This window comes from Nakamurella sp. UYEF19, from assembly GCF_040546275.1.
Lineage (GTDB): Bacteria > Actinomycetota > Actinomycetes > Mycobacteriales > Nakamurellaceae > Nakamurella.
Window position 1 is genome coordinate 44,390 of the sequence record NZ_JBEPNO010000010.1, and the last position, 17,707, is coordinate 62,096.

The window sequence follows — 17,707 nt, forward strand, 5'->3', positions numbered from 1 at the left end:
GTGGCTCAAATTCGCGCAACTCACCAGTCGAGGAGTAGCCGGGCGTGCGCAGTGTCGATGACCATCGGGTTGGCCTCGTCGCCTGCCACGTTTCGGGGGTATGCCCTGATGCGTAGTGCCGTGGTCAAGGGTCGTCCGGCTGCTTGCCAGGCGAGCACCTGCGTCGCCAAACGATGCGCGAGGTCAGTAGCCCCTTGGCCGAAGGGCTGGACCTGCAGGTCGAAGCGGTCCGCAGGCACGCCGGCCTCGTCTGCGCGGACCAGTGCCGCCAGGCCTTGCTCTCCCAGCAGCACCGTGGTGAGCGCCATCCCGGGGAACAGCACCGCGGCCGGGGCCAGGCCGCGGCCGAGGGCCTCGCCCAGCGCAGACAGGTGACCTACATCAGGCTCGTGCAGCGCCAGCCACAACCCCAAACCACCCATCACCTCGGCAGGGATCACGCTCACACCGGTCGTGAAGGCCTCACCCGGCTGGCGCAGGGCCGCGGAAAGCGCCGCGGCGTCGACCTCTCGACCGTCGCCGGGCTTGAGCAGCAACCCCGGCACCTCGCCGAGTTGATGCACCGCGCCGGGCCTGGCGAGCGTGCCGCGAAGCGGCATGAACCCGCAGTCGACGATCGACACGCTGGCCAGATGATCACCGGATCGTTCGAAGGCGACCGAGCGCTGCGCTCCCCGCAACGACAGCGGCAACACCAGCCGCCCGCCCGGGGCGAGCTGCTCCACCCATGCCGGAGTCAGGTCGCCCGCGCCGGCCGTCAGAATGATCCGGTCATATGGGGCGTTCGCGGCCCAGCCTTCGGCGCCGTCAGAGCACACCACGTCGACCCGGGCGTGGCCGGCGGTGTCCAGATTGCGGCGGGCTTGAGCCACCAAGTCCTGGTCGATGTCGATCGTTGTCACCGCTCCGGCCTCACCGGCCAGGTGAGCCAGAAGCGCCGCATTGAAGCCGGTGCCGGCGCCGATCTCCAGGACCCGCTGGCCTGATTCCACTGCCAACTGTTCTAGCATCATTGCCATGACCGCCGGCTGTGAAGAGGAGCTGATCGGCTGACCGTCGGACTCCCACTTGGTCACGACGGCCTCGTCGGCGTACGCCTTCCCCAGCTCCACTCCCGGCAGGAAGACATGCCGCGGCACCGCCCGAAACGCCTCTGCGACAACGTCAGTCGTGACGTACCGGGCGGCGGAGAGACGATCCACCAGCTGGCCACGCAATACCGAAAATCCGTCGTAGTCCCCCATGTATGCAGTCTTGCAGGACATAAGAAACGAAGGCCAGGTCTGGGTGGGAGTGTGATCCCTCGAAGAGTCACCGTTGGCTCATGCTTGTTCAACTAGGGAACGCCGACCGGCGACGAGACGACCCGGTCGGCGACCATCACCGCAACGGGCTCCCGTTCCGGTCACCGATCGTTGGCCGGACGGCGGCGTTGAGCATAAGTTTTTCTGCCCACGAAATCGTCACTGCATTCTGACGATCGGACGAACGCCTGTCGGCGCGATGAACGCGAAAGATCGGGCATGAGTGGCACGATGCACCGGTTCGAAGTGCGGGCTGGTTCTCGGCCGCCGTTACTCACTGTGACAAGGCAGGCCATGAGCCGCCCGATGAAGCGGGGCTTCCGCAAGCGGATCCGCCTACGGACCTGTTCGCCTCGGTAGGTGCCACTGTCGGCTGGCTGCAGCATCAATCGGGGTATCGTTCCCGCACTGTGCTGACTGTGGACGATCTGACTGTCGGGTGGGACGCCTTGGGCGTGCATCGCGGTGATGTACTCATGGTGCATGCGTCACTGTCTGCCTTCGGTGTAGTGCAGGACGGTGCTCAGGGCATCGTCGACAGCATCCGCGCCGCCGTCGGGCGGTCGGGCACGATTGTGGTCCCGACGTTCACACCTCAGATTGCAGATCCCGCGCCGGAAGTTACCGGTGCGCGGTCTCTGGAGGTCCGAGCGCGGCGAGAGGCGGTCCCGGTGTTCTGGTCTGACACGCCAAGTCAGATGGGCGCTGTGGCGGAGACGCTGCGCCGGTCGACCGGGACGCTACGTAGCTCTCATCCGCAGGTGTCGGTCGCCGCGCAAGGCCCGGCTGCGGCCGAGATAATCGCGCGTCAGAGTTTGGGATACGCGGTTGGCGCCGAGTCGCCGTTCGCCGCCGTGCGCAGGTTGGGTGGCCGGATTCTGTTGCTCGGGGTCGGTCACAACCGAAACACATTCCTGCACCATGCCGAAAGCCTGAGCATTCTTCATCGACACAAGCTGCGCAGGTTTCCGATGATCATCGGAGCGGAGCGTGTCTGGGTCGAGGTTCCTGACGTCGCCGACGATCTGGACACCTTGTTTCCTCGAATCGGCGCCGAGTTCGAGGAGCTGGGAACGTCCTCCGTTTCTCTTGTCGGGCAGGCGTCATGCCGGTTGCTCGACGCCGATAGCTTCGTCCGCTTCGCCACACCTCGGTTCGGTTTTTACCTCCACGAGCAGGTCTGAGTCGTCGATGCAGGAGCAGCGCTCTGACGTCAGCGGAACCGTGACGGAACAACAGTGAGACCGCGTCTGACAACCGCCGACTGGGATGCCGCTACTGTGAGCGGTTTCAACGAGTACGCCGCAACCGACCATGACCGTCTGAATCAACCCGCACGCGGTAGGACCGCGTGCTCCACCGCCTTGCCGATTGATCTCCGTCACGAACGATGGGTGGGTCACCCCTCACCGCAAGGCCGATTCCCACCGTCCCGGATCGGGATCCGCATGCGGATGAGGACGGGTCCGGTGCCGGATGGTGTCGGGGTTCGACCTGCAACCTCAGGAGACATGCATCCGTCTGAATGCGACAAGACTGCAGGCATCAGGGAGGTCGCCGTGAGGTCGATGAGGTTGGTCGGGTGCCTGGCTTTGGGCCTCGCGGCCGTCATGGCTGGCTGCGCCGCTCCGGACCTGTCCGGCAACAACATGTCAACGCCGGTGGTGTCGACCCGCGCGGGAATGAGCAGCGCCAACCTGAGCGTCAGCACGCTCAGCAGTACGTCGGCGCAGCGTGCAGGAGATCCTGGAACGTCGGCCACGGTCAACGCGCCGCACGCGCACCCTCCGCTGACGCCCTGCACCATGCCACCACCAGACCTCGCCCAGTCCGTCGCATCGGCCGCCGCCATCATCGATGTGCTGGCGCCGCGGACGTTCACGAAGAGCGTTGCCAGGACTCCATCGGGGCAACCGGACCCGAATCCTTACGAGTACCGGCTGATTGGAGCCAAGTCCCTCAAACCGGCGACCGCGTCTTCGTCGACGTACACGCTGGACGCGCCCGCCCCCCTGGACGGAGGGTCCGAATACATCTTGTTTCTTGGGGGTGCACAAGCAACTGGGTTCTTCCTGAACGACGGCTTCGAGGGCGCATTTCTGATTGAGCGCGGCTATGTCTCATTCAAGTGCCCGAACTATGAGGACCCGGTCCATCCGCTCCATTCGTCAGGTTCAGAGATCAGCGCATCTGCCTTCCGTCGCATGATCCTCGCGGCCGGGTAGAGCCACGCTGCGACTCTCTCCACCTCAGAAGTCAATCTGGCTCAGCCGGCCGGTATAGGCCCCAACTCACTCGGTCGGCTTGTCCGATGGCCGAACGCCGACCGGTGACGGGAGGACCCGGTCGGCGACCATGACCGCAACGTGCTCCCGTTCCGTTCAGCGATCGGTGACCGGCCAGGGTTCGGCTGCCGGGGTTTCGGATGCATCGAGGCGGATGGCGATGAGATGCTGGCTCGTATGAAGAACCAAGCCAAGCTGGCCCGAGCACAACGCGCCCAGACGTTGGTCGAAATCATCCGATCTACGAAGCACGCAGAAACGATCGACGGATTCATCGTTGCTGTCGGTCAGAGCCGGGGAATCGTTCAGGGCCACTCGTGAGGGCGGCCACTTCGACGGCTATTCAGCGTTCCGTCTGAAAGACGTCAAGAAGGTCCGGATGGACGCGAGTGGTCTTGCTGACAAGTTCGCCCGCACCCTTGCGACATGGCCACCACGCTGCCCCGCGCCGACTTGGACCTCAACTCGGTCGCAGGCGTCGTCCGCAGCATGGCGGACGTCTCCAGTCTTGTCAGAATCCAGCGGGAGAACTGATTCTCCGCGGTCCAGATCGGCCGTCTCGTCGACGTCCGTCGCAAGCGGACGTGGCTGATGGAGTTGCGCCCAGACGTGTCCTGGGACGAGTAGCCATCGGGCTACAAGTCCAAGCACATCACGCTGGTGATGATCGACACCATGTACCAGCAGCCCCTGGCCGTCGTGGCGGACATGCCGTCTTCTCCACGGAATCCCGCCTCACCTCTGCGATCCGCCTCCGTCACCGTCGCAGCCGATCGTTGGCTGCCTGGTTGCCGTTCGGTTCCCGGGCGGCTGGCGCATCCCGTTGGCCGGTTCATTCGGAAACTGGGCGGTCGGACGAAGGGCCTGTTTGGCGAGCACGATGGACCATTCCACCACCGCCTGAGACGTTTGCCCGGCCACGACGGGACCGAAATCGGGTTTGTAGCCCTCGCCGCGTCCTATACGTTTTCGATCGTGCCTGTTGAACAGAACTTCCTTTGGCGCCCGATGGCTGTGTCCGACGGCGCGGCGATGGCCGACCTTCTGAACGCGATCGACGCGGAGGACCACGTCTGGGGGCAGTACACCGAGCAGGATGCGGCCGAGGAGCTGGACTCACCGGTCGACGATCTCCCGACATCCACTTTGGCGGTCTTCGACGGTGCGACGATGCTTGGCTTCTCGGCCGTTCACTACAAGCCGACCGCTGAGATTATCCATCGGGTGCAGGCGACCGGAGCCGTCCGCCCTACCCATCGTCGCCGGGGACTCGGGACGAAGCTCATGCAGCACGGGCGGGCGACCGCCGAGGCGCTGCACGCAATGCATCACCCCACGCTCCAACTGCTCGTCGAATCCATCTACGGTGAGCATGTTTCCGGGGCCGTCGCCCTGTACCGAGCGGCAGGCATGACGGCCACGGAGTGGGCCCGGCACATGAGGCATCCGCTCGGCACCGCCATTCCGGAGGCCCCTATTCCCGAGGGCCTGCGGGTCGAGGGCTACACGGCCGAGACGGACGAGGAGTTCCGCGCGGTCCGCAACGAGACCGTCCAGGACGAGGTGGGCAGATCTCAGCTCAGCCTCGAGGAGTGGAAGGTCTGGGCCGTGAACGCGAACTTCCGACCCGAGTTGAGCTTCCTGCTCCGTGACATCGAGACCGGGACTGCGGCGGGGGTCCTCCTGGTCGTTTCGTGGGAGGCGGAAACGGCGGCGACCGGCATCCGTGACGCGTATTTCAGGGTCATCGCCACGCGGCCCGCATACGAGAAGCGCGGTGCGGCCGAAGTCCTGATCTCACACACGCTGACGGAAGCGCAGGACCAGGGTTACGGGCGGGCCAGCCTCAGGGTCGATGCCGATAGTTCGAGCAAAGAGCTCAGAGTCTACGAGAATGCCGGGTTTGTCACCCAGGACACCCAGGTCCACTACTGCCTCGAACTCTGACGCACTCCACCATCCGCCCACTCGACCCGCACCGGCCCGCGCGTCAGTAGGCTGATCGCGCTGACGCTTCGCCGATCCACCCGATGGCCAGCCGGACGTAGGCCGAATCCGCGATCGCACCTCGCCGACAGCGGACAAGGCTCCTCCCCCAGCGCTCCGCAGTGGTTCCCGTAGGGTCCGTCCGCAAGCGCGCCCGGTGAAGGTCCCGGAAACGGGTCGCCAAGTTGACATCCTCGCCATGGGATCTACTTCCTGGAGCTCGGGTTTGCGCAGGTGCGGCGGATGACCGACACCGACGACGTCGGGGCCAAAATAGTCATGCCGTTCCTGTCAGCAGCCCCGATCGGCCCAGTTCCGAGACAGTCGGGTCCAGAACCGACCGAATCAGCTGGTCAACTCGACCAATGTCCGGGCCGGGTGAGTCCTGGCGGCAGTTGGGTGCCTTCGTCTCCCCTGCCGGCGTTGACCTGGAACTGGGTGAGGAACAGTGACGTTGACAGGTCGGCACCGCGGAGGTCAGCGGCGCGCAGGTCAGCTCCGATGAGATCGGCGAGGCGTAGGTCCGCTGCCCTCAGATTGGCGCCGATCAGGTAGCTCCCCCGGAGATCCGCAGCACGCAGATCAGCCCCCGCCAGATCGGCCCCGATGAGGTCGGCACGCGCGAGATCCCCGGCGGCAGAACCTTTCCTGGCACGTTTCTTCACAGACCCGGCGTTCCCAATGACGTTCTCGGGCCCGGTGCGGTACCCGGATCGCACCAGCCCACTCCCCCGCCGGAGCAATACGTCCACGGCCGCCCGGTGCGCCGGAAGATCCAGCTCGAGAATCGTTGTCGGCGAACCACCGGCCATCCCGCGGGTGACACGCAGCGCACGCCGAACGGCGTCGTGCACTGTGGCCGCCGGCGCCATGGTGAGTACCTGCTCGAGGTAGAAGAGCAATTCGTGCAGTTGCCGGACGATCGGGAAGACCCGGAACATCTCCGCGGAGGTCTCCGGCGCAGCCCGCCAGTCGCTGCCGCCGTAGGTCACCTGCGAGACCTGCTGGCCGGCCCCGAAACAGTCGTAGACGGTGCAACCAGCAAAACCGCTGGTGCGAAGGGACGGGTGGATGCCGCAACGGAAGTCGTTCAGCAGATTCTCACATGGCTCGCCGGCCGCCTTGTCGACGGCGAAGTCCGCCGAGGCGGCGAAAGGCAGTGCCACACAACACAGCCCGAAACAGGATGAGCAGTCGGCGAGCAGATTGGGTCCGCTGCGCCTGCTGGGTTCGCCACGCGGGCCGAGCCCGCTGCACCCGCTGGGTTCGCCACGCGGGCCGAGTCCTCTGTGCGGGTCCGTGGTCACACCGCCGACTTCCTGGCCACGGTTCGCGCCGTCGGTGCAGTGCTCTCCCGCTCGACCACATAGTGCGGCACCACGACATCCCGGGGCGGCGCCGTCGACCCGCCGATCCGATCGGCCAGCAGCGCCACGGCCTCCCGGGCGATCGCCGGTTTGTCCGGCGTCACGGTGCTGAGCGTCGGCATGCTGAACCGTCCCTCCTCGACGTCGTCGAAGCCGATGATCCGCATGTCGTCCGGGGACCGGACGCCGGCGTCGAACAGCACTCGCAGCGCACCGAGGGCGAGGCTGTCGTTGAAGCAGAAGAGCGCGTCCGGGGGTTCGTCGAGTGCGAGCAGGCGGCGCATGGCCACCGCCCCGTCCTGCCGGTGGAAGTTGTCGACGTTCTGAACCATCCCGGGACGGACCTGATGCCCGGCCGCCTTGAGCGCAGCTCGGTAGCCCTGCAGGCGCAGACGTGACGTCTCTCGCCCGGTGCCCGGCTCGGCTCCAATGGTCGCTATTCGCCTCGATCCGCCGTCGACCAGATGCTTCACGGCATCCTTTGCCGCACGGACGTTGTCGGTCCCGGCGTGGTCGAACACCTGGGGTGCCAGGCGCTCGCCGATCAGCACCATCGGAACCCTCGGCCGCAGCAGCGCGATCTCGCGTCCGAGCATCCCGAGGGCACTGAGGATGACTCCGTCCACCAGACCGGAGTTGGCGGCCAGATCCAGGATCTCGCGTTCGCGATCGGCCTGTCCGGCGGTCTCGTCCACGAGCACCGTCAGCCCCCGGGTCCGAGCCGCCTCGATCACCTCGTGGGCCAGTTCACCGAAGTACGGGACGCTGAGCTCGGGCAGGAGGAAGGCGATGACCCCGGTATGGCCACGCCGTAGGCTGCGCGCCACCACGTTGGGCTGGTAGCCGAGTTGGTCGATGGCGGCCTGCACGCGCTCGCGCATCGGCGGCGACACGTGACGGAAGCCGTTGACCACATTCGAAACGGTCCGTACCGACACGCCCGCCAGCACGGCGACGTCGCGCAGGGTGACCGCCATCGTGCTCCTGCCTCCTGCCTGTCGGGTCCGAAAGCTGCCATTCGAGTCCGGAAGGACAGTATTCACGATCGCCTGGCTGCTTCCGCCGGACACCCACGTTTCGGACGCGCCGGTGAATCCATTCTTCCGAGAGGCTTGCAGCGTTGCAAATTTAGCGGCACACTATCGGCAACAACCTGCGCCTCACCGACGAGGCGCGGATGCCTGGAGGTCCCTGCCCATGGCTGTCCCCCTTTCCAGGCGCCGTTTCCTCGGCGCTGCCGGAGTTCTCGCGTTGGCCGGTGCGACCGCATCGGCGTGTGCCAATCCCGTGACGTCCGGTTTGACCGGAAAGTCCCCCAATCCCGACGGGCTCACCTATTGGAACCTGTTCTCCGGTGGTGATGGCGCCAACATGGTCCTGATGGAGAACGCCTACCAGCAGGCCAACCCGACGATCCCCCTCGAATCGACCACCTTGGCCTGGGGCAATCCGTATTACACGAAGCTTGCGCTGGCCAGTGCCGGCGGCCAACCGCCGGACGTCGCGGTCACCCACCTCACCCGGCTCGCGCTGCTGGCCAGGGCCGGCCTTGTCACCGATCTCTCCACGCTCGGCACCGCCGAGGCGGGGATGACCGCGTCCTCGTTCACCCCGGCCGCCTGGCAGAAGTCGCAGGTCGACGGCAAGCCGTTCGCGATCCCGCTGGACACCCACCCGTTCGTCCTTTACTACAACATCGACGTCGCGAAGAAGGCCGGCCTCCTGGACGCCGACAACAAGTTGAAGGCGATCAGCGGCAAGGACGAGTTCATCTCCGCGCTGCAGGCGATGAAGAAGGCTACCGGCGCCTACGGCGGGGTCATCAACATCAACAACGACCCGTCCACCAACTGGCGTTGGTTCAACACCCTCTACGGTCAACTCGAGGGCCAGGTGGTCACCGACCAGGGGCGCAAGGTCGTCCTGGACGATGAGAAGGCCGCCAAGGTACTGGATTTCATGCATCAGTTGACCGGACCACTCGGCCTGTTCCCCAGTAGCATCGACGGCCAGGGCGTGACATCGCTGTTCTCCACCGGGAAGTGCGGATTCCTGCTGGACGGTGAATGGCAGATCCCCACCTACGAAGGGTCCAAGACCAACTTCAGCGTCGTGCCGATCCCGGCCCTGCTCAGCGAGAAGTCCGTCTCCCACGCCGATTCGCATGCCCTGGTGATCCCGGTCGACCACAACCGCTCGCCGGAGCGCGCCGCACGGGCGGTGGCCTTCGTCAAGGCCATGCTGGACAACAGTCTGGTCTGGGCCAAGGGCGGCCACATCCCGGCGTGGCTACCGGTGCAGAAGAGCAGCGAGTTCCAGGCGATGTCACCGCAGTCCAACTACATCGAGTCTGCCTACTCGGCGCTCTACGACCCGGATGCCTGGTACAGCGGTTCCGGCTCGGACTTCGAGACACTCATGGGCTCCTCGGTCGCCACCGTGCAGACCGGATCCGGGAGCACCGCCGCCGCCATTGCGTCGATGCGCGCGGGCCTGACCACCTATGCCAACACCATTCCGCCCGTCAAAGAGGTGAGCGCGTCATGACCACCGTCGCCCCCCGTCCGACCACAACGGCCCCGGTCGAGGCGGTACCCGAACAGCTCGACGCCAGGAAGCTGGAACACCGTGCTGGGTGGGCCTTCTCGCTCCCCTTCCTGATCCTCTACGCGCTCTTCTTGATCGGGCCGACCATCTACGGCCTGTTGATGAGCTTCTTCAACACCACGACGGTGAAGGGCGGTCTGGGGGACTTCGTCGGCGTCGAAAACTACCGGGAAGCGTTGACCAGCCCGGAATTCTGGTCGTCGATGTGGCACACCATCCTGTTCACCATCGTCTCGACCCCGTTCCTGGTGTTGCTGGCCCTCGCCTTCGCCATCATGGCCGAACGGGTCCGCCGCGGGAAGTGGTTCTACCGTCTGGTCTTCTTCGCGCCCTACGTGGTGCCATCGGCCTCGGTCGTGCTCATCTTCACCTGGCTCTACGCGCCGCAGATCGGGCTGATCAACAAGGCTTTCACGCTGCTGGGCTTCGACGCCCCGAACTGGTCGGGTACCCAGGCGTGGGCGATGGCCTCGGTCATCCTGTTGACCATCTGGTGGACCGTCGGATTCAACTTCGTGCTGTATCTCGCCGGTCTGCAGGACATCCCGGCCGATCTCTACGAGGCCGCCGCAGTGGATGGCGCCAGCGGCTGGCAGCAGATCAAGTCGATCACCTTCCCACTGCTCAAGCGGACCACCGCACTGGTGATCGTGTTGCAACTGCTCGCGTCGCTGCGGGTCTTCGACCAGATCTACCTGCTGCTGCAGGGCGGTCCGAACTACAGCACCCGCCCGGTCATCGAGTACATCTACGACGTCGGTTTCACTGATTTCCGGGCGGGCTACGCAGCGGCGGCCACGATGGTCTACTTCGTCCTCCTGTTGATCGTCTCCGTTGGCTGGCTCCTGCTCAACCGGCATCGCGCCGACCCGGCGGAGACCGCCGAGGCCATGGCGGTCGACGAACCTGCGATTGCGCCGAAGTCCCCCGCCATCAACCCAGCACGGGAGATCTGACATGGCAACCACTCTGACCACGAACTCGATCCGCCGCCCGAACCCGCGGCCGGGGACGAGGCGGATGGACCCACGGTCCAATTCCCGCACCTTCGGCATCCTGTGCACCGTCACCCTGACTCTTTTCGCCATCATCTGGTTGGTGCCACTCGTCTGGGCGTTCATCACCTCGGTCCGACCGAACGGCGAGATCACCACCAGCCCGACGTCGTGGTGGTCCTCCCACTTCACCCTCGCCGCCTACCGCAACGTGATCGGCTCGACCGACATCGGCTGGTGGTACCTGAACAGCTTCGTCATCTCGACGCTGACCGTCGTCCTCACGGTGGTCGTCTGCTCGATGCTCGGGTTTGCTCTGTCGCGCACCAGGTTCCGTGGGCGGGGTGGGGTCGCCGCACTCGTGCTGGCGGGCCTGATGATCCCCGGCCAGGTGCTCATCCTGCCGCAGTTCGAGGAGTTCCGGGCCACCGGGCTGCTCAATACCTACTGGGCGATCATCCTGCCGGCGGTGGCCGCGCCCGTCGGGGTCTTCGTCTTCCAGGCGTTCCTGTCAAACATTCCGGATCCGCTGATCGAAGCCGCCCGGATCGACGGGGCGGGCTGGTGGAAGGTGTACGCCAAGATCTGCATGCCGCTGTGCCGGCCGGCCATCTCGGCGGTCGCGATCTTCACCTTCGTCTCCACCTGGAACAACCTGCTCTGGCCGTTGCTGGTGTTGAGCAACACGAAGCAGATGACGATTCCCGTCGGACTGGCCACGGTGGCCGGCGGATACGGGATCCAGTACGCCGAGGTGATGGCCTCCGCCGTCCTCGGCCTCCTCCCGCTGCTGGCGGTGTTCCTGCTCTTCCAGCGTCAGATCGTTCAGGGCATCGCCAGCACCGGCATCAAATAAGCGCTCCGTCAGCAAATCCATCGAAAGGAAAGCTGTTGTTCGACGCACGTTTTACCGCCCATCCCGCCTTCTCCGTCGGTCCCGTGCCACCCCGGCTCTTCGGCTCGTTCGTCGAGCACATGGGCCGGTGCGTGTACACCGGAATCTACGAGCCGGGCCACGCCACCGCGGACAGCGAGGGTTTCCGTCAGGACGTGATGGAACTGGTCCGCGAACTCGGCGTCACCACGATCCGTTATCCCGGTGGCAATTTCGTCTCCGGCTATCAGTGGGAGGACGGGGTGGGGCCGGCGGCAGACCGGCCGAAGCGGCTGGACCTGGCGTGGCACACCACCGAGACCAACCAGTTCGGCCTCAACGAATTCATGCGGTGGGCCGCGCAGGCCGGGGTCGAGCCGATGATGGCGGTGAACCTGGGCACGAGGGGTGTCCGGGAGGCACTTGATCTGCTCGAGTACAGCAACCACCCGGGCGGCTCGACACTCTCGGAGCGCCGGATCGCCGACGGCGCCACCGAGCCGCACGACGTCCGGATGTGGTGCCTTGGCAACGAGATGGACGGGCCGTGGCAGACGGGCCACAAGACTGCTGCCGAATACGGCCGGCTTGCCGCCGAGACGGCAAAGGCAATGCGGCAGTACGACCCTACCCTGGAGCTGGTCGCCTGCGGCAGCTCCAACATGGACATGCCCACCTTCGGCGCCTGGGAGTCCGAGGTGCTCGAAGAGGCGTGGGACGCCATCGATTTCGTCTCGCTGCACGCCTACTACGAGCCCGTCGACGGCGACGTCGACTCCTTCCTGGCCAGCGCCGTCGGGATGGACGCCTTCATCGAGGCGGTCATCGCCACGGCCGACGCCGTCGGTGCCCGCCGGCACTCCGACAAGAAGCTGGGCCTTTCCTTCGACGAGTGGAACGTCTGGTACGCAAGGGAATTCGTGGCCAAGGGCACCGGGCCGGAGTGGAGTGAGGCGCCACGTCTCATCGAGGACGAGTACAGCGTCACCGATGCCGTGGTGGTCGGCAGCCTGCTGATCTCGCTGCTGCGGCACGCGGACCGGGTGACTTCGGCGAGTCTGGCGCAACTGGTGAACGTCATCGCACCGATCCGCTCGGAGCCGGACGGGCCGGCCTGGCGCCAGACGATCTTCCACCCCTTCGCGCAGACCGCGGCCCGCGCCAAGGGTCGGGTGCTGCGCACCACGCAGACCGCGCCGACGCTCCCGACCGCCCGCTACGGGGACGCCCCGGTCGTCGACAGCGTGCTGACCCACGACGAGGATTCCGGTTCGCTGGTGCTGTTTGCGATCAACCGCTCGCAGTCCGAATCGGTGGCGCTGATCGGGGATGTCGCAACCTTCGGCGCATTGGCCGTCGGCACCGCCCTGGTGCTCAGCGATGCCGATCCGTCGGCGACCAACACCGCCGAGCACCAGGACCGTGTGGTCCCACGCACGCTGGACAAGGTGGAACTGCTGGATGGCGAACTCCACCTCGAACTGCCGCCGCTGAGCTGGGTCATGGTCACGCTCGACCGCGCCTGAAGCTGCCCGCCGCGGCGAGGCGATTAGCGGAGGCACCCTCCTGGGTGGGAAGGTTGTCGGCGCCCCGGAACCGGGGTGCCGGCGCCCCCAGGTGCCGCTCGCTGCGTGGTCGAAGCGTCGGAGGTGGTCCGTTGTCCCAGCCCGACGACCTCCTCGCCGAGCAGGACTTCATCGCCACGCTCTACCAGCGCCTTGACCGCATGCGCGAGGAGACCACCCGCCTGCGCGACACCTATCTCCGCGACAGCGACGGGACTCCCGGCGGGCGGGTGCAGCGCGACATCGCCTACGCCAGCCACGCGCAGACACTGATCGATCTGAACGTCGCCGAGGACAAGCTCTGCTTCGGACGTCTCGACACCGTCGACGGCGAGCACATGCACATCGGCCGGATGGGCATCTTCTCCGAGGACGAGGCCCGCGAACAGCTGTTGATGGACTGGCGGGCGCCGTCGGCCCGGCCGTTCTACGTGGCGACCGCCGCTGCCCCGCTCGGCGTCCGCCGCCGCCGTCATCTGCGGGTGCGCCGACGTCAGGTCGAATCGCTGTCGGACGAATACCTGGACCTGTCCGGGCTGTCCCCCGACGACCCGGCCCTGGCCAGGCTGAGTGCTGCCGGTCTCACCGGTGAGGCGGCCCTCCTGCAGGCGCTCAACGCGCCGCGGACCGGCCGGATGGGCGACATCGTCGAGACCATCCAGGCCGAGCAGGACCGGATCATCCGGGCCGAGCGGTCGGGCATCCTCGTCGTCCAGGGCGGCCCGGGCACCGGCAAGACCGCCGTCGCGCTGCACCGCACCGCCTACCTGCTCTACACGCACCGCAAGCAGCTGGCGAACCGCGGTGTGCTCGTCATCGGGCCGAACCGCACCTTCCTGAACTACATCGGCCAGGTGCTGCCCTCGCTCGGCGAGAACGCGGTGGTGCTCTCCACTGTCGGCGATCTGTTCCCCGGGGTCCGCGCCCAGCGGGTGGAGATCGACGCCGTTGGTGTGCTCAAGGGTCGGCTGAACATGGCCAAGGTGATCGCCAACGTCGTCCTCGACCGGCAGCGGATGCCGAAGAAGACCATCCGGATCCGTTACGACGGCGGCACTCTCACCTTGGACAGCCAGCTGCTCTCGCGTGCCCAGGTGCGGGCGTGGCAGTCGAGGCTCCCCCACAACCGGGCCAGGAACATCTTCCTGAAGACGATCTTCGACCAGCTGGCGCGGCAGGTGGCCAGACGTCACCGCGAGGGTCTGGCCAGTGCGATCCCGCTGACCTCCGAGGACTTCGACGACATCCGCCGCGACCTGCGGGCGGACGAGGACCTGGCCGCGGTCCTGGTCGACCTCTGGCCCGGCCTGACCGCGCAGTCGGTGGTCCGCGACCTGCTCGGCTCGGCGCGACGGTTGCGGATGGCCGCCCCGTTCCTGTCCGAGGCGGAGCGAGAACTGTTGCTGGCCGGACCTTCTGCAGCAGCTGCCGCCGGCGCGACGTATCAGTTCTCCGTCTCCGACGTCCCGCTGCTGGACGAGACCGCCGAACTGCTCGGGCACGACGATCGCCTGACGTTGGCCGCAGCTGCCCGCGACCGGGAGCAACGTCAGGAATACGCCCAGACGGTGCTGGACATGCTCGACGACGGGCAGGACGCCGGCGCCGAGCAGGCGCAGGACGTGGATCTGGGCGACCGCCCGCTGCTGGGCATGGTCACCGCCGCCGACCTGGTCGAGCTGCAGGAGGACCGGGTCCTGCTGACCTCCACGGCGGAACGTGCCGGCGCCGACCGCGAGTGGACCTACGGGCACGTCGTGGTCGACGAGGCCCAGGAGCTGTCGCCCATGGCCTGGCGGATCGTCATGCGGCGCTGCCCGGTGAAGTCGATGACGCTGGTCGGCGACCTCGCCCAGACCAGCGACGCTGCGGGGGCCTCGTCCTGGGGCAGCGTGCTGCGGCCCTACGTCGGGCGTGACTGGCGCTTCGAGGAGTTGACGGTCAACTACCGGACGCCGACCGAGATCACCGTCATCGCCGATCGGGTACTCGCCGAGATCGATCCCCGGCTGACGGCGCCGACCTCGGTGCGCTCGACCGGTGTCGAACCCTGGTGGCGGCACGCGGACCGGGCGGACCTGGTCGCGGCGACGGTCGAGATGGCCACGCGGGATGCCGCTGCGGCCGGTGAGCAGCACCTGGCGGTCCTGGTCCCCGACGCCCTGCATGCCGAGGTGCTGGCGGCGGTGGTCGCCGGTGTCCCGGGTGCCGGTGACGGCACCGATGTCGACAACCCGGTGGTGGTGCTGACCGTCCGGGAGGCGAAGGGTCTGGAGTTCGACTCGGTGATCCTGGTCGAGCCGGACCTGGTGATGTCGGAGTCGACCAGGGGCCGCAACGACCTGTACGTCGCGATCACCAGGGCCACGCAGCGCCTCGGTGTGCTCTACAGCGGCAGGTTGCCCTCGTTCGCCGGCCCGGCGGAGGAACCGACCACCGGCCTCTGGTGATCCTGGGCCACCGCGGCCCGTTCCACCGTCATCAGGCTTTCGGCGTGGTGTTCGTCGTGATAGGCCCTCCCGCCGCCGCGCAGACCGAAGAGTCGCTTGCTCCAGATCAGCCAGAGCACGGCGGCCACGTTGATTCCGAACAGCAGCACCCGGAGGACGGTGATCTTCTCCGTCAGGTCGTAGATCTCCAGCGGCAGGAAGATGCTCGTCGCGACCACCGCGAAGTACTCGCCCCAGCGCTTCATCAGCCACAGTCCGACGGCCTCGACGAATTCGAGGATGCCGTAGAGGATCAGCCCGATCGCGATCAGTGTCAGCGTCTTCTCCGACAGCGAGAAGACGCTGTCGATGCCGCGGACGATCTTGGAACTGTCGATGTTCCAACCGATCTGGTCCGCCAGCGGCCGCAGCAGCGGAAGGTCCTTGTCGAACGACGCCCGCAGGTCGCCCTTGGACTTGCGGAAGACGAAGACCAGCACGGCCAGAGCCAGCAGGCCCAGCCCTCGGATCCCCCGTTCGGCCGCCAGCAGGCGCATGATCCGCTTGTCACGCAGCAGCCGCCCCCGCGGTACCTCGGGGGCGTCGTCGGCCGAACCACTCGACTTCGGATCACCGACGACGTAGGTCGCGCAGCGCAGGCAACGCCAGGCCTCGCCGGCGGGCGTGTCGACGCGCAGACGCTCGCGAAGCGCGGGCTCGTCGGGGGCGAAGGTCTCATGGCCATGACGGCCACAGGTGCTCAGATTCCAGTCCACCTGCGAAGAATAGTTCTCTCAGGAGGGCACGGCCGGCGGTTTGCTGTCATGGATCACCCAGAGTCCCAGCATCACCACCACTGCCATCTCGGTCAGCGACAATGCTCGCTCCACCAGCCCGACCACCCGCCACGCCTCGATCGGACTCACGGCCGAGAGCACCGTCTGGCCGGCCAGCACCAGGAACCAACCCGCGGACACCATCGACAACCGGACGGCCCAGGTGGGCCATCGGCCGGCGATCACCCGGTGCCGCCGGGCCATGAGGTACGCCCCGATGGGCAGGCTGAAGAAGGCAATCAGGGTCCAGGTCCAGTGCACCCGGCCGGCCACCGACGGGTCGGGGCCCATGCCCTGCTTCGGGAAGACGACCAGGCCGACCAGTCCGATGCTCCAGACGATCGTCATCACCGCGCCCCAGGACCGTGCGTCGACCATCTCGCGCAACACCATCGCCACCAGGACGATCACCGACGACACGGCGAGCAGGACGACACTCCAGTCGAAGATCCAGCCGTTGGGCAGTAGCGCGTACTCGCTGATGGTGCGGGACAACGGATCCAGCGACCGGCTGGGTGCCATCACGTGGAGCAGGGCGATGGCCGCAAACGAGACGAGCACCCCGGCGATGCCGATCACGGCCAGACGCCGGGCCAGCACGATGTCGCGGGACGGCGCATGCGCCTCGTCCTCCAGCAGGTCGACCGACAGCGACTCGACGACACGGCGCTGCTGTGCCTCGCCCCGGTGCGAGAAGCCGGTGCTCGCGTGATCCTGCTCCACACACTTCCCCTCGCCTGGTCGAAGGCCCAACCGTAGTCAGTGGGGATGTGAAACGCAGCCACCCCGCGCCCGGCGGCGTGCCGGGAACGGGGTGGCGACAGAGGTCCCGACGCGTGATGGTGGTCGGGTCAGGCCTTCGGACCGGGCTCCCCCACCCAGTTCTCCTGGAAGCCGTCCTCGACGTTTGAACGCCAGGTCCAGCACGAACACCACGATCACGGTCGAGGTGATCGCCGAACCGAAGATGATCTGGAGCCACTCCGGGAACTTCGAGTAGAAGGTCGTCAGCAACGCCGGAGCCATGCCGACCGACAACGAGACGGCGACCTTCAGCAGGTTGTGGTTGTCCGTGAATGAGACCTTCGACAGCGTCTGGATGCCGATGACGGTGACCATCGCAAGCCTGACGGTGGCCGCCCCGCCGATCACCGGCTCCGGGATGTGGGCGATGACCTGGCCCATCTTCGGGAATCACGCCGAGCCGCGCCGGAACTGCGCTGTGTGTGCCCAAGAGGTCGGGCCCGTTGCCACCCGGTGTGGTGGCCTGGCGCCCTTCTGTCGCCGATAGCCCACTTGGCCGCAAGAACTTCACTCAACTGCACAAAAAATCAACCGATCACCCCTCTGGCGGACGGCAAAGCCGTGCTTTATGTTTAGCCGGGCTCATTTCGAGCCGGGTCAGCACTTGTCAGCTCTTGTCAGTACCTGACAGCGCTTCAGTCACAAGGGAGTCGTA

At 66.5% G+C, this 17,707-nt stretch carries 15 protein-coding genes; 8 read left to right on the forward strand and 7 right to left on the reverse strand.

The features are described from left to right. Positions 1-20: 20 nt before the first annotated feature. Complete coding sequence (gene fxlM, locus ABIB25_RS15140; protein ID WP_354529298.1) at positions 21-1,244, reverse strand: methyltransferase, FxLD system; 1,224 nt, start codon at positions 1,242-1,244, stop codon at positions 21-23. 479 nt (positions 1,245-1,723) lie between these two features. Between fxlM and ABIB25_RS15145 the strand changes: the two genes are divergently transcribed. Then, positions 1,724-2,488 carry an AAC(3) family N-acetyltransferase gene (locus ABIB25_RS15145; protein ID WP_354529299.1) on the forward strand — a complete coding sequence of 255 codons (765 nt, stop codon included), beginning with the start codon at positions 1,724-1,726 and terminating at the stop codon, positions 2,486-2,488. A 384-nt stretch (positions 2,489-2,872) separates the two neighbouring features. Next, positions 2,873-3,529 carry a hypothetical protein gene (locus ABIB25_RS15150; RefSeq protein WP_354529300.1) on the forward strand — a complete coding sequence of 219 codons (657 nt, stop codon included), beginning with the start codon at positions 2,873-2,875 and terminating at the stop codon, positions 3,527-3,529. Positions 3,530-3,685: 156 nt separating this feature from the next. Here the strand turns inward: ABIB25_RS15150 and ABIB25_RS15155 are convergent, their stop codons facing one another. Continuing rightward, positions 3,686-3,904, reverse strand: coding sequence for a hypothetical protein (locus ABIB25_RS15155; RefSeq protein ID WP_354529301.1), 219 nt, complete (start codon positions 3,902-3,904; stop codon positions 3,686-3,688). A gap of 660 nt (positions 3,905-4,564) precedes the next feature. On the opposite strand from ABIB25_RS15155, the gene ABIB25_RS15160 reads away from it, so the two are divergent. After that, complete coding sequence (locus tag ABIB25_RS15160) at positions 4,565-5,536, forward strand: GNAT family N-acetyltransferase (RefSeq protein ID WP_354529302.1); 972 nt, start codon at positions 4,565-4,567, stop codon at positions 5,534-5,536. 392 nt (positions 5,537-5,928) lie between these two features. On the opposite strand, the gene ABIB25_RS15165 is transcribed toward ABIB25_RS15160, so the two are convergent. After that, positions 5,929-6,750: a pentapeptide repeat-containing protein gene (locus tag ABIB25_RS15165; RefSeq protein ID WP_502919820.1), complete on the reverse strand. Its 822-nt coding sequence runs from the start codon at positions 6,748-6,750 to the stop codon at positions 5,929-5,931. Between the two features lie 128 nt (positions 6,751-6,878). Further along, positions 6,879-7,919 carry a LacI family DNA-binding transcriptional regulator gene (locus ABIB25_RS15170; protein ID WP_354529303.1) on the reverse strand — a complete coding sequence of 347 codons (1,041 nt, stop codon included), beginning with the start codon at positions 7,917-7,919 and terminating at the stop codon, positions 6,879-6,881. Positions 7,920-8,139: 220 nt separating this feature from the next. Between ABIB25_RS15170 and ABIB25_RS15175 the strand changes: the two genes are divergently transcribed. The 5 genes from ABIB25_RS15175 (at position 8,140) to ABIB25_RS15195 (ending at position 15,433) form a co-directional block, all read left to right on the forward strand. Beyond that, the gene (locus ABIB25_RS15175) at positions 8,140-9,489 is read left to right on the forward strand and encodes an extracellular solute-binding protein (protein WP_354529304.1); all 1,350 of its coding nucleotides are present in this window, start codon (positions 8,140-8,142) and stop codon (positions 9,487-9,489) included. Beyond that, positions 9,486-10,505 (forward strand): carbohydrate ABC transporter permease, encoded by a 1,020-nt coding sequence (locus tag ABIB25_RS15180; protein ID WP_354529305.1) that lies wholly within the window; start codon positions 9,486-9,488, stop codon positions 10,503-10,505. Before ABIB25_RS15175 ends, ABIB25_RS15180 begins: the two co-directional genes overlap by 4 nt. Before the next feature lies 1 nt (position 10,506). Beyond that, positions 10,507-11,400, forward strand: a complete 894-nt coding sequence (locus tag ABIB25_RS15185) for a carbohydrate ABC transporter permease (protein ID WP_354529306.1) — start codon at positions 10,507-10,509, stop codon at positions 11,398-11,400. A 35-nt stretch (positions 11,401-11,435) separates the two neighbouring features. After that, on the forward strand, positions 11,436-12,944 hold the full coding sequence (gene arfA, locus ABIB25_RS15190; RefSeq protein ID WP_354529307.1) for an arabinosylfuranosidase ArfA: 1,509 nt from the start codon (positions 11,436-11,438) through the stop codon (positions 12,942-12,944). A 131-nt stretch (positions 12,945-13,075) separates the two neighbouring features. Then, positions 13,076-15,433: a HelD family protein gene (locus tag ABIB25_RS15195; protein ID WP_354529308.1), complete on the forward strand. Its 2,358-nt coding sequence runs from the start codon at positions 13,076-13,078 to the stop codon at positions 15,431-15,433. On the opposite strand, the gene ABIB25_RS15200 is transcribed toward ABIB25_RS15195, so the two are convergent. From ABIB25_RS15200 to ABIB25_RS15210, 3 genes are read right to left on the reverse strand one after another with little or no spacing between them, the layout of a single operon-like run. After that, entirely contained in the window at positions 15,370-16,188 is an 819-nt protein-coding gene (locus ABIB25_RS15200) for a DUF2127 domain-containing protein (protein WP_354529309.1), read from the reverse strand. The two genes, ABIB25_RS15195 and ABIB25_RS15200, sit on opposite strands and share 64 nt — an antisense overlap. Before the next feature lie 18 nt (positions 16,189-16,206). Beyond that, positions 16,207-16,971, reverse strand: coding sequence for a DUF998 domain-containing protein (locus ABIB25_RS15205; RefSeq protein ID WP_354529310.1), 765 nt, complete (start codon positions 16,969-16,971; stop codon positions 16,207-16,209). 36 nt (positions 16,972-17,007) lie between these two features. Next, the gene (locus ABIB25_RS15210) at positions 17,008-17,433 is read right to left on the reverse strand and encodes a solute carrier family 23 protein (RefSeq protein ID WP_354529311.1); all 426 of its coding nucleotides are present in this window, start codon (positions 17,431-17,433) and stop codon (positions 17,008-17,010) included. Positions 17,434-17,707: the final 274 nt, after the last annotated feature.

Coding starts and splice junctions, on each gene's coding strand:
- ABIB25_RS15175 (WP_354529304.1), top strand. CDS start 8,140: ATGGCTGTCCCCCTTTCCAGGCGCCGTTTCCTCGGCGCTGCCGGAGTT.
- ABIB25_RS15180 (WP_354529305.1), top strand. CDS start 9,486: ATGACCACCGTCGCCCCCCGTCCGACCACAACGGCCCCGGTCGAGGCG.
- ABIB25_RS15150 (WP_354529300.1), top strand. CDS start 2,873: ATGAGGTTGGTCGGGTGCCTGGCTTTGGGCCTCGCGGCCGTCATGGCT.
- ABIB25_RS15185 (WP_354529306.1), top strand. CDS start 10,507: ATGGCAACCACTCTGACCACGAACTCGATCCGCCGCCCGAACCCGCGG.
- ABIB25_RS15210 (WP_354529311.1), bottom strand. CDS start 17,433: ATGGGCCAGGTCATCGCCCACATCCCGGAGCCGGTGATCGGCGGGGCG.
- fxlM (WP_354529298.1), bottom strand. CDS start 1,244: ATGGGGGACTACGACGGATTTTCGGTATTGCGTGGCCAGCTGGTGGAT.
- ABIB25_RS15170 (WP_354529303.1), bottom strand. CDS start 7,919: ATGGCGGTCACCCTGCGCGACGTCGCCGTGCTGGCGGGCGTGTCGGTA.